This is a genomic window from Citrobacter sp. RHB35-C21 (genome assembly GCF_013816515.1).
In the GTDB taxonomy this organism is placed as follows: Bacteria; Pseudomonadota; Gammaproteobacteria; order Enterobacterales; family Enterobacteriaceae; genus Citrobacter; species Citrobacter braakii.
The window spans coordinates 2,189,826-2,213,036 of the sequence record NZ_CP057147.1 but is presented as its reverse complement, the minus strand read 5'-3'; the positions used below and the strand labels follow the sequence as shown (position 1 = coordinate 2,213,036).

Here is a 23,211-nt window from a genome sequence, read left to right as displayed (position 1 = left end):
TATGACAGGATGCGCAGTCGGGCAGTTAACTCGAGGTCAGGACAAAAAAAAGCAGCGGTAATCGCTTACCGCTGCTGGAGTGTTTGTCCACACCGTATCAGTTAAACAGCCTGTTCGATCTGTTCATCCAGCAGTTGTGGAATAATATCGGCAGCATTCTGGGAAAGTTTACGTCTTTTTACGGCGCGTGATGGCGGTTGGCATAAACTGCAGGCAAAGCTGCCTGCGGGTTGGTGAGCGTGGGTAATAAAATTCCCACCGCAGCAATTGCATCGGGACAACTCCAGCAATCCGCTGTCGACAAAACGCACCAACGTCCATGCGCGAGTTAACGCCAGCAGTGGCCCTTCTTCTGGCTGCGGGCACTGCTCAAGATATAAACGATACGCTTTGATCACGGCATCCACGCCGCTGCACAAACCAGTTTTGAGCAGGAATTGCCATGCGTTGCAAAACATCGAAGCATGAATGTTTTGTTCCCATGTCATAAACCAGTCGGTGGAGAAAGGCAGCATCCCTTTTGGCGGAGGGCTGCCGCGTAATTCTTTATACAGCTTGATAAGTCGGCCACGGCTTAATTGCGTTTCGCTTTCCAGCATTTGCAAACGGGCGCCCAATGTGATTAATTCCATCGCTAGCTGGATATCACGCGCTTCCTGAACAATGCTTTTTTCGCTCATCATCAAGCCCTTTTCTTGCGCGCTGCTTCATCGATGTCGCTTAACAGTCGCGTTGAAAGCATGATACCGGTATGAATTTGCTGAAGATCGTCAACGCGGGAGTCTTGCGTCAGGCGAGTAACGGTCTGGTGATCGTCGAAACGGAAATGACAGACCAGTTGGTTTGTTTCAGCCAGTTTGACCATTTGTGGAAGTGTTAATGTTGCCAACGTGTCCGCCATTTCTTCGCTGATACCAAGGCGAAACATCGCAGATGCTTTGTCCTGAACGATCAAACGCTGTGCAAGCAATAAATATGACAAATTGATGTCATAGATGTGTTTCAGCAACTCGGATGTATGCATTATTTGCATCCATAATAACCAACATTGTTTTCATGCGGTGAAACCGCACCCCGTGATGTCGCCGGGAAGGCCCGGTAAAAAAAAGCAAAAGGTCAAATACATAGCAGCGTGACGGCACTTACGCGTTGTCTAAACATTCCCTTTTCAGAAAGCCGCGCCCCTTACAAGCTCACATCAATTCTTACAAATGTCTAAGATTTTTCCTAATTCGACGCAACTCTACCCGCCGCCCGTTACACATACAACGTAGCTATGCTGCGAATTTGAAGAATATGTGACATAGATCACATAAACTAGCTAAACACTTAACATAAATCCATCAGCACAGCTTTTATTTTGCTTATTTTTTAACCTCAAATTCGCCATTTTAATTCCTGACATACGAATATTCTTGCAATAAAAGCGAATAGTATTTTGTTCACAAACGTTAATATCACCTTGTGAAATAGCGAGCTTGATCACATATTTAATGTAAAACACTATTTTAATTAAATCCTTTATAAACAATGACTTAAATATTAAGGGTGATTAATTAATACCGGGTAGTGATAACCCATTAAATGTTAACTTTTGTTAATTTTTAATTAACACATTGTTTTCATTAGCGGTGAGTTTTACTTAAGTAAGCTGAACGTATTTACAAGTTATATGGCGCAATTATTCTATTTATAAGAATAATTAATGAATAAGCATGATGACATTCACACTATCCGGGAAGGAAACGTTGCAGTATGGAGTAAGCCGAGCAATGCTGAGAAACCCTCTCATAATTCTTGAAAAAAGGAGCGAGTTATGAGCTATACACACATTCTTGTGGCCGTTGCCGCCACCCCTGAAAGCCAGCAGTTGTTAGCCAAGGCGGTTTCAATCGCTCGCCCTGTCAACGCTCGTATTAGCCTGATAACTCTGGTCTCAGACCCTGAACTGTATAATCAGTTTGCAGCACCTATGCTGGAGGACCTGCGTGAAGTGATGCAAGAGGAGACTCAGGATTTTATCGACAAGCTCAGCAAAGAAGCACAGTACCCCATTGAGCATACCTTTATTACCTATGGGGCACTGAATGAACATATTCTGGATGTATGCCGTAAACACGCGGTCGATCTGGTCATTTATGGCAACCATAACCACAGCTTCTTTTCGCGCGCATCCTGCTCAGCAAAAAGCGTGATCGGTGCCAGCCACGTGGATGTTCTGCTGGTTCCACTGGCTGGAGATTGACCTGCGTTTACTGAGCGTTAGGCCAGTTTAGTGCAGGGAGAAACGTTGTCTGGCAATGGCTGTTTACTCTGACGTGGGATGACTTTTTCCAGATCGCAAATGAACCTCGCCTGCCAGTTGTCGATATCGTTTTTAATGATAGTTTCGAGCATCTCAGCGTGGCGGGAGATACGCTCAGCAAGCGGCATCGTCAGAGCCTGGTTTAATGCGCCAGCCACTTCGTCGCGGTCATAAGGATTAACAATAAGCGCGGCAGTTAGCTCATTCGCGGCCCCGGCAAATTGCGATAACACCAGCACGCCGGGGTTGGCAGGATCCTGCGCGGCCACGAATTCTTTCGCGACCAGGTTCATACCATCTCGCAGAGGCGTCACCAGCCCTACATCAGAGTAGCGGAAGATTTTCATCAGCAATTTACGATCAAAGTACTGGTTCAGATAATAGAGCGGCGTCCAGCCCAACTGCCCATATTTACCGTTAATCCTCCCCGCTTCAGTCTCCAGTTGGTGCCGAATATCCTGGTAGGCCTGCACCTCTTCACGCGAAGTTGGCGCTATCTGGGTGTAGCGAATTTTACCATGGTGCTGCGGATAGTGTTCCAGCAGAGCCTCATAGGCCTGAAAGCGCTCCGGCAAACCCTTAGAATAATCCAGACGCTCAACGGAGAAGATATTCTGCACATTTTTGAGTTCTGCTTTCAGTTGCGCCAGCTTCGGCGGCAAAGGTCCGGAAGCCTGGCGGGCGATCTCATCCGGCTCAATACCGATGGGATAGACCTGGGTACGAAACGCTTTTCCCCATGCGCGGTGGTGCTGCTCGCTCTGAGTGGTTACCTGAGTCTGGGCTGCCAGACAATCCAGAAAAGCCTGACGATCGTTTTCGGTCTGGAAACCGAGTAAATCAAAGTCACACATCTGCTCAAGTAGCGTCTGATGTGGGGGTAAGGCATTAAAGATTTCCGGCGTCGGAAAAGGGATATGCAGGAAAAAACCGATACGGTTATTCACGCCGCGTTTACGCAGCTCGCTGGCAAACGGCAACAGATGGTAATCATGAACCCAGATTATGTCGTCATCGCTGAGCAGCGGCAGCAGTTTATCTACCAGCAAGGCATTCACCCGCTGATAGCCCTCCCATGCAGGACGCTGAAACTGCACCAAATCTAGGCGATAATGAAATGCAGGCCATAAAACCGCATTAGAAAACTGGCAGTAATACTCTTCGTAATCCTGTTCACTCAAATTAAACGAAGCCCAGGTAATATTGCCACGCGTGACTTTTTTTAATGGTTTGTCCTCATTACCCGTGTCGCCACTCCAGCCAAACCACAGGCCACCAGCAGCCTTCAACGCGCCCAGCACACCGACGGCAAGCCCACCGGCGCTCCCTTTGTCATCGGGTGAGGCGATACGATTAGATACTACGACTAAACGACTCATAGCCACCTCTTCTGTTATTCGTTGCTTTCGATTCTTGCTGCGAAGAGTTAATTTGTTCCAGCCAGTGCCAGACATCACTCACGCCATCCAGACGCCATGTCGCCTGCGTCGCTCCATTCCCCACCTTCACGGAAATGCCCCCAGCGCGATTAACCACGCCAAATCCTGTTTCGTCCGTCAAATCGTCACCAAAAAAAACGGGGATCCGTCCGGCAAAAGGTGCTTCCTGCATAAATGCGGCAATTGCGTCGCCTTTGTTCGTACCCTTTGGTTTTATCTCCACAACGCATTTTCCGTGCTGTAAAGCCAACTGCGGCCATCTGTGCGTGATGCGCTCAGCCAGATTAATTAGCGCCGCTTCATGTTCCGGGGCCTGGCGATAGTGCAGTGCGAACGCCATCCCTTTTGCTTCAAGCGTTGTACCCGGCATCGTCGCCAAGGCGGTACTTAATAGCTCTCCTGCTTCGCGCTCTATTGCCGCAGCCAGGCGCACTATATGAGTTTGACCATTGATGTCACGGCGCTCTGCCCCATGCACTCCGGCGAGCGGAAAACGAAAGGGAGTGGTAAGCGCGTCAAGCTCAACCATCGAGCGCCCTGAAATCAATGCCAGCGCACCCGCATTATGCGTCGCCAACTGATGTAATAACTGCAGGATTGTCTGAGGGACAACGACCTGGTCTGGATAAGGTTTGATCTCAGCCAGTGTCCCATCGAGATCAAAAAAATAAGCACAGCTTGCAGATTGTTCAGGGGGTAAGATCAGTGATGCTGTCACCCGGTTATCCTCCTCATCATGGTCTGTACGCCGCGCGGATCGCGCCGTATATATGATGTATGACGGATATAAGTATAGACAGTGTGACCCTGCTCGCCATTTGGAAAAACAATCGCCAGCCGGGTAGCGGCTGGCGATGAGCTAAAGCTAGACTAAAAAGTTGGGGTTAAAATCATCAAACAGTACGCTTCGCTTTTTGCTTGTAACGGTCGAAGATCACCGCCGCCAGCAGGATCAGACCACGTACGACATACTGTGCGAACGGAGAGATGTTCAGCAGGTTCATTGCATTCTCAACCGTTCCCAGAATCAACACCCCGGCTACCACATATGAGATTTTTCCGATGCCGCCTTTAAGCGAAACGCCCCCTAACACGCACGCGGAAATCACGATCAGCTCATAGCCGATTGAGGTCATTGGCTGGCCGCTGGTCATACGTGATGCGAGGATAATCCCGGCGATGGCGGATACCAGCCCGGACAGAATAAAGATAATAATTTTGGTACGAACGACCGGAACCCCAGCCAGACGTGCCGCCTCTTCATTCCCCCCAATGGCCAGCGTGTTACGACCAAACGTGGTTTTATTGAGCAGTAAGCCAAAAACGATGAAACAGACGACCGTGATCCAGATAGGTGCCGGCAGACCAAACCAGTTGGCGTAACCGAGAGTGAAGAAGCGCTCGTCTTCAATCCCTACCGCCTTACCGTCGGAAATAATGTAGGCCAGACCACGCACAATCTGCATCGTCGCAAGGGTCGTGATCAGGGCGTTAATTTTCAGCCGTGCAATCACGAACCCATTCACCAGACCACATAGAATACCGAGCAGTAGCCCGGCAGCCACGCCAATCCACAGGCTTTCGGTCATATTAATGACCACGGCTGTAGTGACCCCGGCGCAGGCAATCACGGAGGCAACGGACAGGTCGAAGTCACCGGATGCCAGGCAAAACAGCATCCCACACGCGACCATACCCGACATCGATACCGCCAGCCCCAGCCCCTTCATGTTGATGAAAGTGGCAAAGTTAGGCACAAAGAGGGAACAAACCAGGAACAGCGCGGCGAACACGACCAGCATCCCGTATTGATCCCAAATGCGACCAAGATTTAGCGCCGACTTTGCAGCACCTGAACCCGATGTTGAAACGGAAGACATCATTCTCTCCTTATTCAGGCTACAGCCTGGCTAACTTTTGGCATAGCAAGGCTTAACGCCTGGCGTTCATCCGCCTGTTCATGAAGTAACTCACCGGCAATTTCGCCTTCTCTCATCACCACGATACGGTCGGCGACACCGAGCACTTCTGGCAGATCGCTGGAAGCAAACAGCACGGCCACGCCGCGCGCCGCGAGGGCATAAATCACGTTATAAATTTCATGCTTGGCACCCACATCAATACCGCGTGTAGGTTCGTCCAGCAAAATCACTTTCATCTCTTCCGATAACCAACGGCCGAGGATAGCCTTCTGTTGATTACCGCCGGAGAGGTTCATAATCAGTTGCTCCGCGCCCGGCGTTTTAATATTGAGTGAGCGAATATGGTGATCGGCATTGGTCTCTTCCCAGCCGTTGTTGATCACGCATCCGCCCAGAACATGTTTACGACGGGCACTGATGTTGATGTTGTTACGTACCGAATGGACCGGAATGATCCCTTCAGCCTTGCGATCCTCCGGGCACAGCATCATCCCCGCTTCAATGGCGTGGCTCGGTTTACGGATATCAATAGGCTGTTCATCGATAAACACCTGGCCTGCCGTGATACGCGTGCCGCCAAACAGACCTTTCATTAATTCGCTACGTCCGGCGCCCACCAGTCCAAACAATCCAACAATTTCACCACTGCGCACTGATAAACTGATCGGGGTACGCACGCCTGGGGCTTTGACGTCATGCAAACGCAGGCGCTCTGCACCATAAGGTCTGGATTTCCAGCCATAAATATCACCGAGGTCGCGCCCGACCATCGCCTGCACCAGCGCGTCGTGATCGACCTGCTGCATATCCGTGAACGTTTTGACGTAATGACCATCTTTAAACACGGTGATGGCATCGCTAAGGGCAAAGATCTCCTCCATACGGTGCGAAACGTACAGGATGATGCGCCCTTCGTTGCGTAGCTCACGGATGACGCGAAACAGATTCTCAATCTCGCGCGCTGAAAGGGAGCTGGTCGGTTCATCAAACGCGATAATTTTGGCGTTGCGCGCCAGCGCTTTCGCAATCTCCACCATCTGCCATTGACCAATGGAGAGGTATTTCAACGGCGTATCGGGATCGATATCCATGCCCAGATGCTTAAGCTGGAGACCCGCTTCATAGTTCAGCAGCGAGCGGTTCACAATCCCGCCTTTGTGCGGCATCTGCCCTAAATAAATATTCTCGGCAACGGTCATTTCCGGGACGAGATGCAGCTCCTGGTAAATAATGGCAACACCGGCGTTCAGCGCGGCATTGGTGTCCGCAAACGAAACCTCTTGTCCACGGATCGCCAAAGATCCCGTCGTTGGCGCATAGTTGCCGCTGAGAATTTTTAATAGTGTTGATTTCCCGGCGCCATTTTCGCCCATCAGCGCATGCACCTGACCGGCATAGCAGTCGAAACTGATATCCGTGAGCGCTTTAACGCCGGGGAACGTTTTGCCAATGCCGCGAAATGAGAGATACGGGGTAGACTGTTGCATAACGTCTCCGTGAGTTAGATCTTTATGCCGGATAGCGGCTTTGCCTTATCCGGCCTACTGAGTACGCAATTCGTAGGCCGGATAAGACGCGTTGGCGTCGCATCCGGCATTTGTGTTATTTACCGCCTAAGCCTTTCTTCGCCAGTTCTTCTTTAAAGTTATCGCGGGTAATCAGCACCACATCCGTCACTTCAGTAAACGCCGGTGGCTCTGCACCTTTCGTTACCCAGTTGTAGAGCATCTCACTTGATTTGTAGCCGTGAACGTCCGGGCTTGGCAGGAGTGAACCGTAGAACCCGGTCGCTTCGCCTTTGGAGAGTTCGCTCACGGCATCAACGCCGTTGATGCCGATACCAATCACATTCGGCGCTTTGAAGCCCTGCCCTTCGGTCGCACGTACGCCGCCCAGCACGGTATTGTCGTTCATGCCGACAATCAGCCAGTGTTTGACTTCAGGGTGCTGAACCAGCATGGAGTTAGCGGCATCGAATGCCCCGGGGATATCATTCGATTTAGTGGGGACCTGGTAGATCTGTTTTTCCGGGAAGCCTGCGGCTTTAAGCGCGTCCATTGAACCCGATGTACGGCGACGCGCGGTATCGAGTTCATTCGCGGTAATGGCCATTACGGCTGTGGATTTCACATCCCAACCGCGCTTTTGCATCTCCTTATACAGCTCCTGGCCCTGGCGCTCACCAATTTTGGTTGCAGCCATCATCACCAGCGGCACGGTATCCATCGGCTTACCTTTGGCGTTAGCAAACTGGTCATCGACGGCAATGACTTTCATATCGTAGCCACGCGCCTTGGCCATAATGGCAGGCCCGAGTTTGGGGTCCGGCGTACAAATCACAAAACCTTTTGCGCCACTTGCAGCCAGGCTGTCGATGGCGTTAAGGGTCTTCTCACCATCCGGGACGGCAATTTTAATCACCTCAAAGCCAAGGTCTTTACCGGCTTTATCGGCAAATTTCCATTCAGTCTGGAACCACGGTTCTTCCGGTTGTTTGACCAGGAAACCGAGCTTCATGGATTCAGCGATAGCGGATTGTGACATAATGGCAGCCAGACCGATGGCAGCCAGCGCTTTAGTGAATTTGTGCATGGTTAACTCCAGCTTTAACGTTCTTTTATGTAGGGTAAAATCAGACGATTTTTTGTAATTCGGACGTAAAACAAGGCATTACCTTTTAGTGATAAGATCAATGCCAGTGCTGAGAGTAGTTTTAGCGGGAAATTGATTCTCCATAAGAGAGCGGCATCACACCACAGAATTACAGTAATTGCGTACATAAATTCAGCGGGAAATGACATAAAAAAACGCGGTTTTGTCGACGGGAAAAAAGAGGGATAGCAGATTAATCCATAACATCAGCCAACGAATCCTTGTTCCCGAATACCGAAGCATTCGGGAACATGATTACCATCGGTAATAAATGTGGTCAGCGTGATCGCGAACCGGAATGTCATCTCCTAGCAGGCGCGCCGCAAGCGTCAACGCAAAATCGAAAATATGCCCTAACCCTTTGCCGCTAATCAGATTGCCATCTTCAACAACCGGCGCATCGATATATTCTCCATCCGTGACGTTTTGCCACAGATCTCCTGAGCAAACATAGCGACGCCCCTTCAGCAGACCGTTGCCGCCCAACACGCGCGCGGCCGCAGAACATACCGGGCAAATGAGCTTTCCTGCCTGATCATGACGGGATACAAACTGGATGACCGCCTCACTGGCGGCAAGATTAACGCTGCCCTGCGGTCCGCCTGGCAATACGACGGCATCGTAGAGATATGTCTGGCGCGCGGCCAGCGTGCTATCCATCACCATCGGTACGTCATGATAACTCACCACCGCACGTGACTCTGCGCAGGCCAGGGTTTCGACTTCGATATTCAGGCGACGCAGAATATCAAGGGTAACAATCGCCTCCGCCTCTTCAAAACCGGGTGCCAGCAGCACCGCAACCTTCTTCATATGTAACTCCTTGCTTAATCCACATAAACGAAACAATTAATGACGACCAGTGCAGACTGTTAAATTTCTCAATTTGATTAAAACTGATCTGGCGCAAAAAATTAGCCATCAGATAATTTGTACTAATCCATCCCGATCGTGAAATTGCCTTTCAACTTGGGCAGATAATCATCAGATGCCAGACAATACCTTATTGTGGAATTTAATTTTGTGATATGAAACACCATTTCATTATCATGAAAATCATTTAATGACAGAAATTTCAACCCCTTACATTCATGTCATCTATATGCCAAAACAGCAGTAGCATGAATATTGTTATGACAATATGTAAAAAAACATAAATACGCAGATTTAAGGATTTTCTTATACCAGGGCAAGCGTTATGCTGAATCTCGATCGGAGCGAATATAATTCGTGATCACTAAAGGACCGGCGGAACGGATTTATTCTGCTAACAGCTTTAATTGTACGTAGAGGTGAAGTGCAGCGGCAGCCCGCTGTACTGGCGTGAGTAACGTACATCCCCCTTTCTGGAAATAAGGATATTGATATGGCTGCAGTTGGAATTGTTCATAAACTCAATACACAAATGAATCTCGAGTTCTACGCCTCGAATCTTTACCTGCATCTCAGCGAATGGTGCTACGAGCATAGCCTGACAGGTACAGCCACGTTTCTACGCACGCAGGCGCAAGGTAACGTGACTCAAATGATGCGTATGTTCAATTTTATGAAAAGTGCCGGGGCTAATCCCATCGTCAAGGCCATGGATGTGCCGGGTGATGAACTGAGTTCCCTTGAAGAATTGTTTCAGAAAACGTTGGATGAATATCAGCAGCGTTCGAGTAAGCTCTCGCGTTTAACCAATGAAGCTGAAGCATTAAACGATGCGCCAACCATTGATTTTCTTCACGATCTGGAAAAAGAGCAGCAGCAGGATGGCGTGCTGTTACAGACGATTCTTGATGAAGTCCGCAGCGCCAAACGCGCGGGGTTGTGCATGGCGCAAACCGATAAGCACTTGCTCAACGTCGTTAACTACCAGCATCACTAATCTTCAGTTTTCATCGCGTTAATGCCGGATAGCGATGCTGCACACCTTATCCGGTCAACCTCTGATTTTCCCTGGCACGCGCCTCCCATTCTGCGAGGCGCAAAAAAACCTTTCTAAAACCTGAAACAACGGTTTATTTTAGTGGGATTCATTCTGCGGCGTGAATTTCAACTCGATCAAGGCAACCGCTTTTTGTATTGCGCGCATAGTGACCGGATCGGCCCCTGCAGGATGGCTGGAAAAATCGATGTTTTTCAGTTGGCTGGACATTTTTTCCCGAACTTCTACCGGGGCAATAACATCAAGAACATCCAGAATTTGCTTGATAACCAGCTGACAGGCAACAACGTCCGAGAGCAGTTCCTGATCGGCATTCAATGTTTGGGACATAGTGAGCTCCTTATAGAAAGGTCGTCATAGTACCTATTCAGCGATCGAAACGATAGCCGCGCACACATTACAAATGCGCTGAAAATAAAAAAGGTCCAGTCAGTTTCTTTTGAGATGGCAAGCACAACATGAGTGAACAGTTAGCGGTTGAGAACCAACGCGGTCTTTCCCCGGCAGCATTACTTGTTGCCGGGGCTTTCTTTATGGAATTTATTGACGGCACGGTGATTGCCACAGCCCTACCCGACATGGCCAAAAGCTTTGGCGTTCAGGCGGTAGACCTGAACATTGGTATCAGCGCCTACTTGATCACCCTCGCGGTGCTTATCCCCGCCAGCGGCTGGATTGCGGATCGCTTCGGCGCCCGAAAAGTGTTTACCCTGGCGCTGGCGATTTTTACTCTCGCTTCGGTTTTATGCGGTTTGTCAGAAAGCCTTGAGAGCTTTGTAGCAATGCGAATTTTACAGGGTGTGGGTGGCGCGCTAATGGTTCCTGTTGGCCGTCTCGCGGTACTGCGCACCACGCCTAAACATCAGTTGATCACCGCTATTGCGACCCTGACCTGGCCCGCATTAGTCGCGCCTATCATCGGGCCACCGCTAGGAGGATTCATCACCAGCTATGCTAACTGGCGTTGGATCTTCTTTATTAACGTACCGCTGGGAATTTTGGCGATCGCGCTGGCGCTACGTTTCATCCCGGATATTCATGACGACGAGCGCCGTCCATTTGATATAGCGGGTTTTATCGCGACCTCAGTTGCGATGGTTAGCCTGGTGTATGCCATGGAGTTACTGGGAACCCAGCAGCCGCAGGGCTGGCTAACCGCCGGGCTGCTGGCGCTAGGAACCGTGACCTTTCTGTGTGCCCTGCATCATTTTCGTCACACTACCTGGCCGATGATTCGTCTTGATGCCATGAGCGTCCCTACTTTTCGCGTCACCCTGTACGGCGGGTCGCTATTTCGAGCTTCTATTAGCGCTGTACCATTTCTGCTGCCGTTAATGTTCCAGGTCGGTTTTGGCATGAACGCTTTTCACGCGGGTTCGCTGGTTCTGGCGGTGTTTGTGGGCAATCTGACGATAAAACCTGCCACCACGCCGTTGATACGCTGGCTGGGCTTTAAGAAACTACTGTTAATCAACGGTGCGCTAAACGTCCTGGCGCTGTTGGCCTGTGCATTAATTACGCCGCAGACCCCGGTGTGGGTTATTTTGTTGGTGTTGTATCTGGGCGGCGTGTTCCGCTCAATTCAGTTTACCGGCATCAGCACGCTTGCCTTTGCGGACGTCCCCGGACCACAAATGAGCTACGCCAATACGCTGTTCAGTACGGCAACACAATTAGCGGTAGGCTTGGGCATTTCATTGGCCGCTATCGGGATCCGTATCGGTGATGAGGTGAGTGAATGGCTGGCGTTAGGCAATATTCCGGGGATCAGTTTCCGGCTGGCCTTTGTCGCTATTGCGATTATTTGTCTGGTAGGTATGGTTGATACGCTGCGGCTTGCCCATGATGCTGGAAGCGCGGTATCTAGCAAGAAAAAATAGCCCGGCAGGCGAACACCGCCGGGCCAACAGGATTTAGCCAACTATCTCGCGTACAAACGCTTCGATCGCTTTGTCCTGGCAGTTTTCAAAGAAGCACTGCTGGAAGCGCGGACCAGATACGGCGGTTTTTACCAGTTCAGGATCGATAGCGCGCAGAGTGTCCAGATAGTTTTCTTTTACCACCGCTGCTTTCACCTGGTTCAGAATACCCGCGTTACGCACCTGCGGTTCTTTACGCTCTGGTGGATACCCTTCGCCGTTACGACCAGTGAATGCTTTTTCAAACATATAGCGTACATTCAGCTCAGCACCCCAGCCAAAACCTTTGGCGAATGCCAGAGAAAGCGCATTCCCGTTGTTGATCTGAGAGAACAAGAATGCGTCTGCCGGATCGAGACAGTAACCACACACCACGCCCGGATGTATATTCAGTGACATCATTGCCCCCTGACCCGTACCGCAACCCGTAACCACAAAATCCACGGCTTTGGAATTGAGCAGGATGCTGGCCATAATCCCTAAATGGATGTAGGTCAGATGATGGTCATTTTCGTCGCTCATCCCGACGTTATACACTGGAAAACCTTTCTCATCCGCAACGGCTTTAAGCTCGTTATGAATGATGGCATTTTTGCTTGCCTGGCTGTTTTCCATCATCAATGCAATTTTCATTCTGTAATCTCCTGAATGCGCTGCGGAGGCCCGCTGAAAGTCATAACACTCAGGCCACATTACTATTTTGCAAACTCACTTTCAAATTTAATGAAATTTTGTTTTATAAAATAATGAGGTGCTCACATTTTTTCTGAGACAACTCAGAATAGCCTCAATAAAATGACGTCGTTGCGATTAATCGCAGGTGATCTTCAGGCTATTCAAGCCATTGATGCGCCACCACATATGCCATGATAGCCTATCTCCGAACTTTCAGAGCGATCACATGAAGACCTTTATCCTTGCCCTTTTGCCGCTCGTGCTGACAGGATGCACTATTACTAAACAGGCGCAGGTCAGCGAAGCCAGTGCCATCACCGGCGTCGTTCGCCTGACCTACAACCAGGCCATGCTACAAACGGCGCGTACCGATGATTACGTGACTCAAGGCACAGCCACCAAAGAGTGTCAGCGCCTGGGCTATGCCAACGCAATGGCGTTTGGTCAGCCGGTGTCAACCTGTAGCGTATATGCCGGTTCTCTGTGCTTAAATACCAAAATCACGCTCGCCTGGCAGTGTCACGGCGTTGCGGTATCCCAGTCGCCTGCCTTCAATTATTAATATTTTCGACCAGCACATTATTGCTGGTCTTCTGCCTTTTCATTTTTTATATTCTCCGCTTAATAGCGTTAATGCGTTTTATTCCCATTCGCATTTTTAATAAATAAATTTATTATTTTACCTTTTGCAAATAATTAAATAACAAATTATAGTGACGCCACGCTAATATATAATAACGTTTGTGGAGCATAACCATGCTGAAAACAGAAATGATCGACCAACTGAATGAGCAAATGAACCTTGAATTATATTCATCTCTGCTCTACCAACAGATGAGCGCGTGGTGCAGCTATCACAGCTTTGAAGGTGCCGCCGCGTTCCTGCGCCGTCACGCCCAGGAAGAGATGACGCATATGCAGCGTCTGTTTGACTACCTGACCGATACTGGCAGCTTGCCGTGTATTAACACCGTCCCTTCCCCCTTTGCTGAATATGCGTCTCTGGACGAACTGTTCCGTGTTACTTACGAACACGAGCAGTTGATCACCCAGAAAATTAATGAGCTGGCACACGCGGCAATGACCCATCAGGATTATCCGACGTTTAATTTCCTGCAATGGTATGTTGCCGAGCAGCATGAAGAAGAAAAATTATTTAAATCTGTCATTGATAAGTTATCGCTGGCAGGGAAAAGTGGCGAAGGTCTTTATTTCATCGATAAAGAACTGGCTACGCTTGATACACAGAATTAATGTTGTGGGGTAATGAAGGCAACCCGCCATCATTACCCGCTAAAATCAGTGACGGCAGATCTTGCTTTCGTGCGTAGAGAAGCCGTCTTCTTTTGCAATAAACTTTCCCTTCGCCGCTAAAAACGCCACCAGCTCAGCTGCCGACATATCCGCCGCAGAACAGGTGTGAAAACGAGCCTGCTCGCCAAACCGTGCCGTAATCGCCGCTTCAAGGCTGGCATTTGAATACTGCTCGCCAGATTCAATCATCATGTTGAGCACTTCGTGACCGTGAATAGATTCCATACTACCTCCTAAATAAAGTCCGTAGCCTAATGTGAACGGCACGACCTTGCTTTGCGCTAACGCAGGTTTACCCGCAGATAAATATCATTTGTGATACATCTTAACGCGCCAAACATCGTAAAGATTAATGTACATTCATTGTAACGGTGATTTGACGAAAATAGCGTTTTGCCTTAACCTGCGCCGCAGATATAACCGTTGATTATCTCTGGGACAGAGGAAAGCGTGAAAAACAGAACCCTGGGTAGTATTTTTATCGTGGCGGGAACCACGATTGGTGCCGGTATGTTGGCAATGCCGCTGGCCGCGGCAGGCGTGGGGTTTAGCGTCACGCTGGTATTGTTAGTGAGTCTTTGGGCGCTAATGTGCTACACCGCGCTGTTGCTGCTTGAAGTGTATCAACACGTACCGGCAGACACCGGGTTGGGTACGCTGGCAAAACGTTATCTTGGTCGCTACGGACAATGGGTAACGGGCTTTAGCATGATGTTTTTAATGTACGCGCTGACGGCGGCGTATATCAGTGGCGCTGGTGAGTTGCTGGCTTCCAGCATCAGCGACTGGACCGGGACAACGCTCTCCCCGACAACAGGCGTACTGCTGTTCACCTTTGTTGCCGGTGGCGTGGTTTGCGTTGGCACATCTTTGGTCGATCTGTTCAACCGCCTGTTGTTCAGTGCCAAGATAATCTTTCTGGTGGTGATGCTGGCCCTGTTAATGCCGCATATCCATAAAGTAAACCTGCTTACGTTGCCGCTTCAGCAGGGGCTGGCACTGTCTGCTATCCCGGTTATCTTCACTTCGTTCGGTTTTCACGGCAGCGTCCCCAGTATCGTCAGCTATATGAACGGTAACATCCGTAAACTGCGTTGGGTGTTTATCACCGGTAGCGCCATTCCGCTGGTCGCCTATATCTTCTGGCAACTGGCTACGCTTGGCAGTATTAACTCCTCAACGTTCATGGGGCTGTTAGCCAACCACGCTGGTTTAAACGGTTTATTACAAGCATTACGTGAAGTCGTGGCTTCGCCGCACGTCGAACTGGCGGTGCATCTGTTTGCCGACCTTGCGCTGGCAACCTCTTTCCTCGGCGTCGCATTGGGATTATTTGACTACCTGGCCGACCTCTTCCAGCGCCGCAATACCGTAGCAGGAAGAATGCAAACCGGCGTGGTGACCTTCCTGCCGCCGCTGGCATTCGCGCTGTTCTATCCGCGTGGTTTCGTCATGGCCCTGGGGTATGCGGGCGTTGCCCTGGCGGTGCTGGCGCTGCTCATTCCCTCGATGCTGGCATGGCAGAGCAGAAAACAGAATCCACAGGCTAAATATCGCGTGGCAGGGGGTGCTCCGGCGCTGGCGCTGGTATTTTTGTGCGGCATTGTGGTGATAGCCGTACAGTTTTCTATTGCAGCAGGATTACTACCGGAAGTGGGTTAAAACAAAAGGGGCTTAACGCCCCTTTTTCTTAATGCAAACAGCACTGCTTATATTTTTTACCGCTACCGCACGGACAAGGGTCATTGCGCCCTACCTTGGCATCCACTTTGACCGGGACTTTAATCGGCGTTTCCTGAGGATGCGCCATCCAGTAAGCATGCAGATCCAGCGCCGCCAGGCGGATGGCATCCACGCTCTCTTCGAACGCTTCTGGCGTCATTTTCTCAACGACCGCAAAGTTTTCTTCCGTACCGTGCAGCGCAATAGCCTCGAGCGCCGGTTTTAACGAGTCTGGTAACGCGGACCAGTCCGACAGCGCGACGCCGCGCATATAACCAAAACACCACTCTTCAACGATGGTCAGTTCATGCTCGTCAATTTCACGCAAACCAAACAGCGGCTCAAACTGCTCAGGATATTCATCCAGGCGATCGGCCGTATCCGCCATATGTTGAAACGCCAGGTTCATGAAACGCGTCATTTCTTTTTCGGAGGACCAGCGAGGAACATACTGCGCGCCGCCCCAAATAGCGACCAGCCACTGCTCCGGTTCAATTTCATACGGTGAACTCAGTACCGCCGTCAGTAAACCATCCAGTTCTGACACATCCAGAATAGCCTTATCCGTATTGTACTTAGTCAGTACGTCATCCAGCCATTCCAGTTCGCTCTCGTTTAATGGTCCCGTTTTCATAACGCTTTTCCTTAGTCAAAAAATCTTGCCTGTGATCATCCTACATGGCTGGAGGGATAACAGATATAAATGGGCATATGCGGTTTACAGCAGCCGCCTGTTCAGGTTAACAGGAAAAGAGGGGAATTCCGGTAGTTAACGCACAAAAGAGAACACTAAGCCGCCGGGCATCATACCGGGAAAACACAATAAAACCACCCGCAGGTGGTTTACTGTTGTTCAATACGGTTGAGCGTTGCGGTATAGCCCGTTTTCGCTACTGCGTTAAGTAGAATATCGGTTGGGAAACCTTCTGGCACGATGGCTTCTGCCTGCCGGGTTTTGAGAGAGGATTTTGCTTTAATCACGCCGTCGGTTTCACGTAGCGCCTGATTGACCGAAATAACGCATAACGAGCAGGTCATATTTTGTATATCCAGCACCACTTTTTGATTGGCCGCCTGAGCCCACAGCGGCAACAGCAAGCATGCAACTAACGCGAAGATCTTCATTCAAATACCTCATAAAACCAGGCAACAAGCGTTGGGTAAAATAGCACCGGCAAAATCAATGCCAGCGCGCACCAGTAGAGAACGCGCGCTTGCTTCAGAGTTAACCACCCGGAGCACCACAACCGTTTGGAAAAATAGAGCCGCCAGAAGACACGCAGTAATAATCCCAGGGACAGCAGTATCAGAGGAGTTCGCAAAAACTCAAACCGGGTGAAAACGGCGAAGCTCGCCGCCGAAATACCAAACAGCAGGTAAAGTAGCGGTCCAACACAGCATAAGCCAGCGGTGACTGCGGCCGCAGCAGCCGTCAACAGGGTAAGCCCCGCACCTTTAGCGTTGTTCTGTGGCGACATAGCTGTAGGAGAACGCTTTAGGATCATAAAAATTGATCGGGTCACCATCGACTTCAGCGTAAGGATAACCAAAGTTATTCATGGCCCCCTGCTCCGTTGCCGGATACAACTCGAAATCACGTCCGTAGTTGAATCCAACCCAGTTCATTTCCCAGTTACCAAACAGGTAAGCGTTAACCGCCTGGACATCGGCATCCTGATGCGTTTTTTTCTCTGCCAGACGCATTTTGGTCACGTCAGCAGGATCGCACGGTAACCAACCGTAACCTGCCAGATAGAACTCAGCACGGCAGTGTTGTCCGCCGCTCACATTGGCAACGCCTGCACTGTCGGCTGTGCCAAAAGCACTTTTCGAGTAACGTTCGAGCTTATTGGCCTTGCCCAGACGGATGCCAAACAGTTCGCGCGCCGGAATACCGCTGGCCCGCGCCAGAGCAACAAAAACGGAGCTTATGTCGGTGCATTTTCCTTTGAGCTTACCGCTTTTTAATATCTCCGCCACATCCCCCGTGCCGCAGCCAATAACGTCGTTGTCACGCTCCATATGGCTGCTGACCCATTCGTAAATCAGGCGCGCTTTTTTCAGCGGATCCTGCTCATTACCGGTGATTTTACGCACGGTTTCCAGGACCAGTCCATCAACTGGGGTATGTGCCGTCGGCAACAGATACGGTTTTACATCCAGCGGATAAATAATCTGCTCAGGTGCCTGCCAGTTTTTCAGCGCGTCCTGCTTCAGCGGTTCCCAGTCGGCGGTTTCAATGTCGATATCAACGTTAACCAACAATTCACCCTGTGAGTCTGCCCAGGTGGCAAACAGCGTTTTCGCGCCATAGGTATTATTGGTGGTGACGTACGCCTGCTTATAGTTTCCGCTAAAGGCAAGCGCCGTCATTTGTTGAAACGCGGTATCCACCGGTAGCGGGATCCACAGTTTCACCACGCCGCTCGATCCCTTAGGAGGATTAAGTTTATACGTTTGAGATAAGACAAAGCGTCGACGAGCTATTGGCGCAACGGATGGCTCAGCGGCACGTACCGTCTGGCTAATGACTGCAGGGCCGACTAATCCGGCGGCGGAAAGGAGAACGCTATTTTTGAGAAACTGACGACGTTGCATTGCTGTCTGTCCAGGTTGTAAGAGTTGAGCTACGGCTAAAGGGGAAACCGTACGCGATCATCACAGCAGACAGAGGCTGGCATAAAAAGGCGAGTCGATGGAGATTATTCATCAATAACAGACCTGTTAACTGTGAATGAAGTGAGAAACTGCAAGGTCGCTATTAAGCCATTTACAGCCAAAAAAGTACAGCAGCGGAGATACGTTCAGACTATATACACAGTCGTTGCCAGTTTGCGGGCTAACCCTCTTGCCCCCTCGCGCATGACCGTATTGTGATTCCAGCGAAATACAGGTGCTGCCAGCGGGGCGAGATAATTCATCCAGCGGATCGTGGTACGCACATTCCAGTCATATCTGACAATAGTCGCTGTACCATTGGCAGTAAAAGACCATACCCCTCGCCCTTCCACCGCGCCGCTGGCTTGTCCTTCAAGCAATGTGCAAGGCCGTATTTTCAACACATTGATATCAAAGGTTAAGCGGTAAGGAAGCGCCCCTTTCCAGGTATAACGATGCAACGCCCCAATACCCCGTAAATCCCCTTTCCTTATCTCAACGACGCGTTCCAGACTTCCCCACCATTCAGGCCAGCTATCCGGATGGGAAAAAACAACCCATACCTCCTGAATTGAAGCCTCAACCCGCCAGACTGTGGAAAACTGATAGTCAGCCATAGTGCAGGCTCCCTCAAGGCGTGAAAAAATTGACGGGGAAACGGGTGTTGATAACCATAGCATCCAGCAGAACAGTTTCTAATCGCTGCCCATCTGGCGCATAGCTGATCACTTTGGCAGGGAGTCCGTGATAATTATCCAGCCAGATGTCGTAGCGGTGAACGCAACTCGCGGAGAAAATGAGCCGCGCATAACCGCCCCCTGTATCGGTACTATCTGCAAACTGGAGTCATCAGCTGTCGACTGTTTTTATTATAGTTCTTAATTGCGCGGCACTCCTCTCCCACCCCCTCAGACTCCGTACAGGCAACAGGCTTAAATTGTTTATTTTCTATTCAGATGAGATGAAGGTATAAGACTATACTTTAATAGCCATACTTTTAATGGGTATTAATCATGAAACTGCCATCGGTATTTTCATGCGCCGTCCTCGTATTGCTGCTGGCGTCATCGTCTGCCGCAGCCAGCGCGTTACAAAACCAGGCCGCAAGAGAGCAAGAGTTAAGCGCGGCACTTCTTGCAGGAAATGGCGTCATCATCATTGGCGGGACGGATGATTTCGCTTTCACATTCAGGGCACGTAACCGAATCCACAGACATTTGGCGATTCAGGATGGCATAGGCGATCCCATCATGATGAATGGTTTTCAGGACCACAACTATAATCCCGCCCGGGATGGCTTTATCAACAACCCTGCCCGGGGAAGGTTTATGTTTAATGCACCGATTCGTCGATAGATTGATTGGCAATGGGGAGTGTGTAGCGGGCGGCTTAACGTATCTGGCAGGCTTACTTGACGCAAAATATCTATGGTTCGTCAAAAGCCGGCACAAAAAAACCACCCGTAGGTGGTTTCGCGACACTGCTTATTGCTTTGATTGTTCTATTCTTTCCCATGGTACCGGTGTGGGATTTGCCCCCACACAGCACGAACGCCGAGCAGTTCAGGATATTTTTCAAGAAGTTAATATGTAACTTACTTCTGCGTAAACACCTTTGTTAATCAGGTATGCGGGATCGGAAGTCCGGCAACAGAAAACTGGTGATTCGATTATTTTTAACCTGCGTGGTTAAGCTTGTTGCAGACCGTTCAAATCGTTAAGCATCCGCTTGAGACATTTGATTTTATTCTTATCGCGAACTGATTGCGAAAGCTTACTGAGTTGAAAAAACGTTTTGTCACCAAACCCGTCAATGACTTTGAAGCGATAATCCTGACGCTCGCTATCCCAGGCATAAACAATGTTTTTACAATGCAGGGAGTTAATAATGACTTTGGTGCTGACAAACCATGCTAAAAAAGCATTCAACTTCTGCAATTTGCTGTCATCGAGTTCTTTTTTGAGAGCAAGCTGATAAAGAGTTTGAGCAAGGTTGCCATGCTCATCGCACTCCTTCACAGTGATCTGCCCTAGACCTTTATTTGTTTCAACAAGACCTTCGATCTTTTGCATATAAAGAGAGTCTGTTTGATGACCAGGCTTGCATTCTTTGAGGTCCCGGAAGACTTCCCGTAACTTGCTTTTATAGTTCGCAATATCTGAAATAACGATTTTGATCAGCAGGTTACTATCCTGTGGATGCTGAAAGACGTAACGATCGTTACCTCGTGCAAGTAAGTCTTCATCTGTCAATACAAGCTCTTGTTTCATGATAGTTTTTGACTCTTACCCTAAGGGAAATGAAATTGCCTCAACTGACCTGCATCGGTAAGTTCTGCTAATCAAAAAACTATTATGTATATATTTATTTCAATAATTGATAAACGAAATGCATTCGGAGTGAGACAAATGTCTCTTCAGGCAAGTGGGCAGGCTAATGAACCTGTTTTGATCCCCCGCAAATACGCTTCTCCAGTCGTGAACGAGGGTTATCAGTAAAGAGCAGGCACCGGTATGAAGTCAACAGGCACCCGATAATATTAAGCGGAAAGATTACTTAACCCGTTTCCCCGTTTCGTCAATGACCTTTTCGCCATCCTCTTTGGTAAAAGAGCCTTTCTGAGCTTCAGGTAAAATATCCAGCACAATTTCTGAGGGACGACAAAGACGCGTGCCAAGCGGCGTCACTACAATCGGCCGATTAATCAGGATCGGATGCTGAATCATAAAATCGATCAACTGCTCATCAGAAAACTTATCCTCATCAAGACCCAGTTGCTCATAAGGTTCAACGTTCTTCCGCAGCAATGCGCGTACTGAAATGCCCATATCTGAAATCAGTTTGGTCAGTTCATCACGAGCCGGGGGCGTATCGAGATAATAAATAATAGTTGGTTCGTTACCGCTGTTACGGATCATTTCCAACGTGTTACGTGAGGTGCCACAGGCCGGGTTGTGATAGATGGTAATGTTGCTCATATCAGTATCTCATTACAAAGTGACAGAGAGCCGCCACGCCAGCGCGGCCAGAGTGACGAACAGCACGGGCAGAGTCATGATAATGCCGGTGCGGAAGTAATATCCCCAGGTGATGGTCATATTTTTCTGTGCCAACACATGAAGCCACAGCAGAGTTGCCAGACTGCCTATCGGGGTGATTTTAGGACCTAAATCGCAGCCAATCACATTGGCATAAATCATGGCCTCTTTGACGACGCCGGTCGCAGCACTCCCGTCAATGGACAATGCACCAATCAGCACCGTCGGCATATTGTTCATCACAGACGACAAGAAGGCAGTCAGGAAGCCGGTACCGAACGTGGCAGCCCATAAACCTTTGTCTGCCAGCATATTGAGTACAGCAGAAAGATACTCGGTGAGTCCTGCATTACGCAGGCCGTAGACGACCATATACATACCCAGCGAGAAAATCACGATCTGCCAGGGCGCCCCGCGCAGCACTTTCCCGGTATTAATAGCGTGGCCACGCTTGGCTACCACGAACAGCACCGCAGCCCCAACTGCTGCTATCGCGCTTACTGGGATCCCCAGCGGCTCCAGAACAAAGAAACCGACCAACAGGAACAGCAGAACAATCCAGCCCGCCCTGAACGTCGCCGGATCTTTAATCGCACTGGCGGGCATCTTGAGCAGTGAAACGTCATAACTGGCCGGGATATCGCGGCGGAAGAAGAGATGGAGCATGACCAGCGTGGCAGCAATGGCCGCCAGGTTTACAGGGACCATCACGGAGGCATACTGTGTAAAGCCCAGGCCGAAGAAATCCGCCGAGACAATATTGACCAGGTTAGAGACAATCAGCGGCAGGCTGGCAGTATCTGCGATAAATCCTGCAGCCATGACAAAGGCCAGCGTCGTCGCCTGGCTGAACCCCAGGGCGAGCAGCATCGCAATCACAATCGGCGTCAGTATCAGTGCTGCACCGTCGTTAGCAAACAGCGCAGCGACAGCAGCGCCAAGCAGTATTATCCAGGTAAACAGCAGGCGACCACGCCCGTTACCCCAGCGGGAGACATGCAGCGCGGCCCATTCAAAGAAACCGGACTCATCGAGCAGCAGGCTGATGATAATCACCGCGATGAATGCCGCTGTTGCGTTCCAGACGATATTCCAGACTACGGGAATATCATCAATGTGGATGACCCCCGTCCCCAGTGCCAGTAAGGCTCCGATACTTGCGCTCCAGCCAATGCTGAGACCTCTGGGCTGCCAGATGACCAGGACCAGCGTCAGTATAAAAATACTCCCTGCCAAAAGCATTTTAGATTCCTTTATATATGATTATGTGAATATGACAAATTCTCTCAACAGGATGTGCAGGCTGATTTTTTCAGCCATTCACCCACATCTTTCCTCAGACACAGCCAGGACGTCGTGATCGTCTCAGCGGCCCACGCAGGCATGTGGGGAGACAGACGGTAGTGAATCCATTTGCCTTCCCGGCGGTCAAGCACCAGTTCCGCTTCTCGCAGAATAGCCATGTGGCGAGAAATTTTAGGCTGTGATTCAGAGGTCGCCGCGCATATATCGCATACGCACAGTTCGCCGGATTCCCGGAGAAGCATAACAATGGCGAGACGGGTTTCATCCGACAGGATTTTAAAAAGCTGAACAGGCTGTAGCATTTTTTACTCCGTTCCCTTTAGAATACATAT

At 49.8% G+C, this 23,211-nt stretch carries 27 protein-coding genes and 1 pseudogene; 7 read left to right on the top strand and 21 right to left on the bottom strand.

Annotated elements, in window-relative coordinates; all coding sequences use genetic code 11:
- Positions 1–101: 101 nt before the first annotated feature.
- Together flhC and flhD are read right to left on the bottom strand one after the other, a co-directional pair.
- Positions 102–686 carry a flagellar transcriptional regulator FlhC gene (gene flhC, locus HVZ39_RS10740; protein ID WP_085951062.1) on the bottom strand — a complete coding sequence of 195 codons (585 nt, stop codon included), beginning with the start codon at positions 684–686 and terminating at the stop codon, positions 102–104.
- Positions 683–1,024, bottom strand: a complete 342-nt coding sequence (gene flhD / locus HVZ39_RS10735) for a flagellar transcriptional regulator FlhD (protein ID WP_016153444.1) — start codon at positions 1,022–1,024, stop codon at positions 683–685. Before flhD ends, flhC begins: the two co-directional genes overlap by 4 nt.
- 792 nt (positions 1,025–1,816) lie before the next feature.
- Here flhD and uspC point away from each other — a divergent pair.
- The gene (uspC, locus tag HVZ39_RS10730; RefSeq protein WP_016153445.1) at positions 1,817–2,245 is read left to right on the top strand and encodes a universal stress protein UspC; all 429 of its coding nucleotides are present in this window, start codon (positions 1,817–1,819) and stop codon (positions 2,243–2,245) included.
- A 17-nt stretch (positions 2,246–2,262) separates the two neighbouring features.
- On the opposite strand, the gene otsA is transcribed toward uspC, so the two are convergent.
- The 6 genes from otsA to HVZ39_RS10700 form a co-directional block, all read right to left on the bottom strand.
- Positions 2,263–3,684, bottom strand: coding sequence for an alpha,alpha-trehalose-phosphate synthase (otsA, locus tag HVZ39_RS10725; protein WP_131346231.1), 1,422 nt, complete (start codon positions 3,682–3,684; stop codon positions 2,263–2,265).
- Complete coding sequence (gene otsB, locus HVZ39_RS10720; protein ID WP_080858826.1) at positions 3,659–4,462, bottom strand: trehalose-phosphatase; 804 nt, start codon at positions 4,460–4,462, stop codon at positions 3,659–3,661. Before otsB ends, otsA begins: the two co-directional genes overlap by 26 nt.
- A gap of 175 nt (positions 4,463–4,637) precedes the next feature.
- Positions 4,638–5,624, bottom strand: coding sequence for an L-arabinose ABC transporter permease AraH (gene araH, locus HVZ39_RS10715; protein WP_016153448.1), 987 nt, complete (start codon positions 5,622–5,624; stop codon positions 4,638–4,640).
- Between the two features lie 14 nt (positions 5,625–5,638).
- On the bottom strand, positions 5,639–7,153 hold the full coding sequence (gene araG, locus HVZ39_RS10710; RefSeq protein ID WP_016156817.1) for an arabinose ABC transporter ATP-binding protein AraG: 1,515 nt from the start codon (positions 7,151–7,153) through the stop codon (positions 5,639–5,641).
- Between the two features lie 115 nt (positions 7,154–7,268).
- A complete protein-coding gene (locus tag HVZ39_RS10705) occupies positions 7,269–8,258 on the bottom strand; it encodes an arabinose ABC transporter substrate-binding protein (RefSeq protein ID WP_016156818.1) in 990 nt (329 codons plus the stop codon).
- Between the two features lie 315 nt (positions 8,259–8,573).
- Positions 8,574–9,131, bottom strand: a complete 558-nt coding sequence (locus tag HVZ39_RS10700) for a DJ-1/PfpI family protein (RefSeq protein ID WP_019077051.1) — start codon at positions 9,129–9,131, stop codon at positions 8,574–8,576.
- Between the two features lie 553 nt (positions 9,132–9,684).
- On the opposite strand from HVZ39_RS10700, the gene HVZ39_RS10695 reads away from it, so the two are divergent.
- The gene (locus HVZ39_RS10695; RefSeq protein ID WP_016153451.1) at positions 9,685–10,188 is read left to right on the top strand and encodes a non-heme ferritin-like protein; all 504 of its coding nucleotides are present in this window, start codon (positions 9,685–9,687) and stop codon (positions 10,186–10,188) included.
- A gap of 138 nt (positions 10,189–10,326) precedes the next feature.
- On the opposite strand, the gene HVZ39_RS10690 is transcribed toward HVZ39_RS10695, so the two are convergent.
- On the bottom strand, positions 10,327–10,578 hold the full coding sequence (locus tag HVZ39_RS10690; RefSeq protein WP_016153452.1) for a DUF2766 family protein: 252 nt from the start codon (positions 10,576–10,578) through the stop codon (positions 10,327–10,329).
- A gap of 128 nt (positions 10,579–10,706) precedes the next feature.
- Between HVZ39_RS10690 and HVZ39_RS10685 the strand changes: the two genes are divergently transcribed.
- The gene (locus HVZ39_RS10685; protein ID WP_181633578.1) at positions 10,707–12,128 is read left to right on the top strand and encodes an MFS transporter; all 1,422 of its coding nucleotides are present in this window, start codon (positions 10,707–10,709) and stop codon (positions 12,126–12,128) included.
- Between the two features lie 33 nt (positions 12,129–12,161).
- On the opposite strand, the gene HVZ39_RS10680 is transcribed toward HVZ39_RS10685, so the two are convergent.
- Positions 12,162–12,800: an RpiB/LacA/LacB family sugar-phosphate isomerase gene (locus tag HVZ39_RS10680; RefSeq protein ID WP_016153454.1), complete on the bottom strand. Its 639-nt coding sequence runs from the start codon at positions 12,798–12,800 to the stop codon at positions 12,162–12,164.
- Positions 12,801–13,068: 268 nt separating this feature from the next.
- Between HVZ39_RS10680 and HVZ39_RS10675 the strand changes: the two genes are divergently transcribed.
- Together HVZ39_RS10675 and ftnA are read left to right on the top strand one after the other, a co-directional pair.
- Complete coding sequence (locus tag HVZ39_RS10675) at positions 13,069–13,404, top strand: YecR-like lipofamily protein (RefSeq protein ID WP_016153455.1); 336 nt, start codon at positions 13,069–13,071, stop codon at positions 13,402–13,404.
- A gap of 194 nt (positions 13,405–13,598) precedes the next feature.
- The gene (gene ftnA, locus HVZ39_RS10670) at positions 13,599–14,096 is read left to right on the top strand and encodes a non-heme ferritin (RefSeq protein WP_016153456.1); all 498 of its coding nucleotides are present in this window, start codon (positions 13,599–13,601) and stop codon (positions 14,094–14,096) included.
- A 45-nt stretch (positions 14,097–14,141) separates the two neighbouring features.
- Here ftnA and HVZ39_RS10665 read toward each other — a convergent pair whose 3' ends face one another.
- Entirely contained in the window at positions 14,142–14,381 is a 240-nt protein-coding gene (locus HVZ39_RS10665) for a YecH family metal-binding protein (protein WP_016153457.1), read from the bottom strand.
- 225 nt (positions 14,382–14,606) lie between these two features.
- On the opposite strand from HVZ39_RS10665, the gene tyrP reads away from it, so the two are divergent.
- Positions 14,607–15,818, top strand: a complete 1,212-nt coding sequence (gene tyrP / locus HVZ39_RS10660) for a tyrosine transporter TyrP (protein ID WP_019077056.1) — start codon at positions 14,607–14,609, stop codon at positions 15,816–15,818.
- A gap of 28 nt (positions 15,819–15,846) precedes the next feature.
- Here tyrP and HVZ39_RS10655 read toward each other — a convergent pair whose 3' ends face one another.
- The 6 genes and pseudogenes from HVZ39_RS10655 to HVZ39_RS26835 all read right to left on the bottom strand — a co-directional run.
- Positions 15,847–16,512 carry a YecA family protein gene (locus HVZ39_RS10655; protein ID WP_016153459.1) on the bottom strand — a complete coding sequence of 222 codons (666 nt, stop codon included), beginning with the start codon at positions 16,510–16,512 and terminating at the stop codon, positions 15,847–15,849.
- A gap of 209 nt (positions 16,513–16,721) precedes the next feature.
- Positions 16,722–17,003: a heavy metal-associated domain-containing protein gene (locus tag HVZ39_RS10650; protein ID WP_181633577.1), complete on the bottom strand. Its 282-nt coding sequence runs from the start codon at positions 17,001–17,003 to the stop codon at positions 16,722–16,724.
- Complete coding sequence (locus HVZ39_RS10645) at positions 17,000–17,356, bottom strand: mercuric transporter MerT family protein (protein WP_181633576.1); 357 nt, start codon at positions 17,354–17,356, stop codon at positions 17,000–17,002. The genes HVZ39_RS10650 and HVZ39_RS10645 overlap by 4 nt, the downstream gene beginning before the upstream one ends.
- On the bottom strand, positions 17,334–18,476 hold the full coding sequence (locus tag HVZ39_RS10640) for a transglutaminase family protein (RefSeq protein ID WP_181633575.1): 1,143 nt from the start codon (positions 18,474–18,476) through the stop codon (positions 17,334–17,336). The genes HVZ39_RS10645 and HVZ39_RS10640 overlap by 23 nt, the downstream gene beginning before the upstream one ends.
- 206 nt (positions 18,477–18,682) lie before the next feature.
- Positions 18,683–19,153: an SRPBCC family protein gene (locus HVZ39_RS10635; RefSeq protein ID WP_181633574.1), complete on the bottom strand. Its 471-nt coding sequence runs from the start codon at positions 19,151–19,153 to the stop codon at positions 18,683–18,685.
- 13 nt (positions 19,154–19,166) lie between these two features.
- Positions 19,167–19,316 (bottom strand): annotated as a pseudogene (locus tag HVZ39_RS26835) (DUF1571 domain-containing protein); the annotation flags it as partial.
- Between the two features lie 233 nt (positions 19,317–19,549).
- Here HVZ39_RS26835 and HVZ39_RS10630 point away from each other — a divergent pair.
- Positions 19,550–19,891, top strand: coding sequence for a hypothetical protein (locus HVZ39_RS10630; RefSeq protein ID WP_047358318.1), 342 nt, complete (start codon positions 19,550–19,552; stop codon positions 19,889–19,891).
- A gap of 333 nt (positions 19,892–20,224) precedes the next feature.
- Here HVZ39_RS10630 and HVZ39_RS10625 read toward each other — a convergent pair whose 3' ends face one another.
- From HVZ39_RS10625 to HVZ39_RS10610, 4 genes are all read right to left on the bottom strand, one after another.
- On the bottom strand, positions 20,225–20,806 hold the full coding sequence (locus HVZ39_RS10625) for a YrbL family protein (protein ID WP_016156828.1): 582 nt from the start codon (positions 20,804–20,806) through the stop codon (positions 20,225–20,227).
- Positions 20,807–21,088: 282 nt separating this feature from the next.
- Complete coding sequence (arsC, locus tag HVZ39_RS10620; protein ID WP_181599165.1) at positions 21,089–21,514, bottom strand: glutaredoxin-dependent arsenate reductase; 426 nt, start codon at positions 21,512–21,514, stop codon at positions 21,089–21,091.
- A gap of 12 nt (positions 21,515–21,526) precedes the next feature.
- Complete coding sequence (locus HVZ39_RS10615) at positions 21,527–22,816, bottom strand: arsenic transporter (RefSeq protein ID WP_016156830.1); 1,290 nt, start codon at positions 22,814–22,816, stop codon at positions 21,527–21,529.
- Positions 22,817–22,860: 44 nt separating this feature from the next.
- Entirely contained in the window at positions 22,861–23,181 is a 321-nt protein-coding gene (locus HVZ39_RS10610) for a transcriptional regulator (protein WP_181630447.1), read from the bottom strand.
- Positions 23,182–23,211: the final 30 nt, after the last annotated feature.

Coding starts and splice junctions, on each gene's coding strand:
- flhD (WP_016153444.1), bottom strand. CDS start 1,024: ATGCATACATCCGAGTTGCTGAAACACATCTATGACATCAATTTGTCA.
- uspC (WP_016153445.1), top strand. CDS start 1,817: ATGAGCTATACACACATTCTTGTGGCCGTTGCCGCCACCCCTGAAAGC.
- otsA (WP_131346231.1), bottom strand. CDS start 3,684: ATGAGTCGTTTAGTCGTAGTATCTAATCGTATCGCCTCACCCGATGAC.
- araH (WP_016153448.1), bottom strand. CDS start 5,624: ATGTCTTCCGTTTCAACATCGGGTTCAGGTGCTGCAAAGTCGGCGCTA.
- araG (WP_016156817.1), bottom strand. CDS start 7,153: ATGCAACAGTCTACCCCGTATCTCTCATTTCGCGGCATTGGCAAAACG.
- HVZ39_RS10705 (WP_016156818.1), bottom strand. CDS start 8,258: ATGCACAAATTCACTAAAGCGCTGGCTGCCATCGGTCTGGCTGCCATT.
- HVZ39_RS10700 (WP_019077051.1), bottom strand. CDS start 9,131: ATGAAGAAGGTTGCGGTGCTGCTGGCACCCGGTTTTGAAGAGGCGGAG.
- HVZ39_RS10695 (WP_016153451.1), top strand. CDS start 9,685: ATGGCTGCAGTTGGAATTGTTCATAAACTCAATACACAAATGAATCTC.
- HVZ39_RS10690 (WP_016153452.1), bottom strand. CDS start 10,578: ATGTCCCAAACATTGAATGCCGATCAGGAACTGCTCTCGGACGTTGTT.
- HVZ39_RS10685 (WP_181633578.1), top strand. CDS start 10,707: ATGAGTGAACAGTTAGCGGTTGAGAACCAACGCGGTCTTTCCCCGGCA.
- HVZ39_RS10680 (WP_016153454.1), bottom strand. CDS start 12,800: ATGAAAATTGCATTGATGATGGAAAACAGCCAGGCAAGCAAAAATGCC.
- HVZ39_RS10675 (WP_016153455.1), top strand. CDS start 13,069: ATGAAGACCTTTATCCTTGCCCTTTTGCCGCTCGTGCTGACAGGATGC.
- ftnA (WP_016153456.1), top strand. CDS start 13,599: ATGCTGAAAACAGAAATGATCGACCAACTGAATGAGCAAATGAACCTT.
- HVZ39_RS10665 (WP_016153457.1), bottom strand. CDS start 14,381: ATGGAATCTATTCACGGTCACGAAGTGCTCAACATGATGATTGAATCT.
- HVZ39_RS10655 (WP_016153459.1), bottom strand. CDS start 16,512: ATGAAAACGGGACCATTAAACGAGAGCGAACTGGAATGGCTGGATGAC.
- HVZ39_RS10650 (WP_181633577.1), bottom strand. CDS start 17,003: ATGAAGATCTTCGCGTTAGTTGCATGCTTGCTGTTGCCGCTGTGGGCT.
- HVZ39_RS10645 (WP_181633576.1), bottom strand. CDS start 17,356: ATGTCGCCACAGAACAACGCTAAAGGTGCGGGGCTTACCCTGTTGACG.
- HVZ39_RS10640 (WP_181633575.1), bottom strand. CDS start 18,476: ATGCAACGTCGTCAGTTTCTCAAAAATAGCGTTCTCCTTTCCGCCGCC.
- HVZ39_RS10635 (WP_181633574.1), bottom strand. CDS start 19,153: ATGGCTGACTATCAGTTTTCCACAGTCTGGCGGGTTGAGGCTTCAATT.
- HVZ39_RS10630 (WP_047358318.1), top strand. CDS start 19,550: ATGAAACTGCCATCGGTATTTTCATGCGCCGTCCTCGTATTGCTGCTG.
- HVZ39_RS10625 (WP_016156828.1), bottom strand. CDS start 20,806: ATGAAACAAGAGCTTGTATTGACAGATGAAGACTTACTTGCACGAGGT.
- arsC (WP_181599165.1), bottom strand. CDS start 21,514: ATGAGCAACATTACCATCTATCACAACCCGGCCTGTGGCACCTCACGT.
- HVZ39_RS10615 (WP_016156830.1), bottom strand. CDS start 22,816: ATGCTTTTGGCAGGGAGTATTTTTATACTGACGCTGGTCCTGGTCATC.
- HVZ39_RS10610 (WP_181630447.1), bottom strand. CDS start 23,181: ATGCTACAGCCTGTTCAGCTTTTTAAAATCCTGTCGGATGAAACCCGT.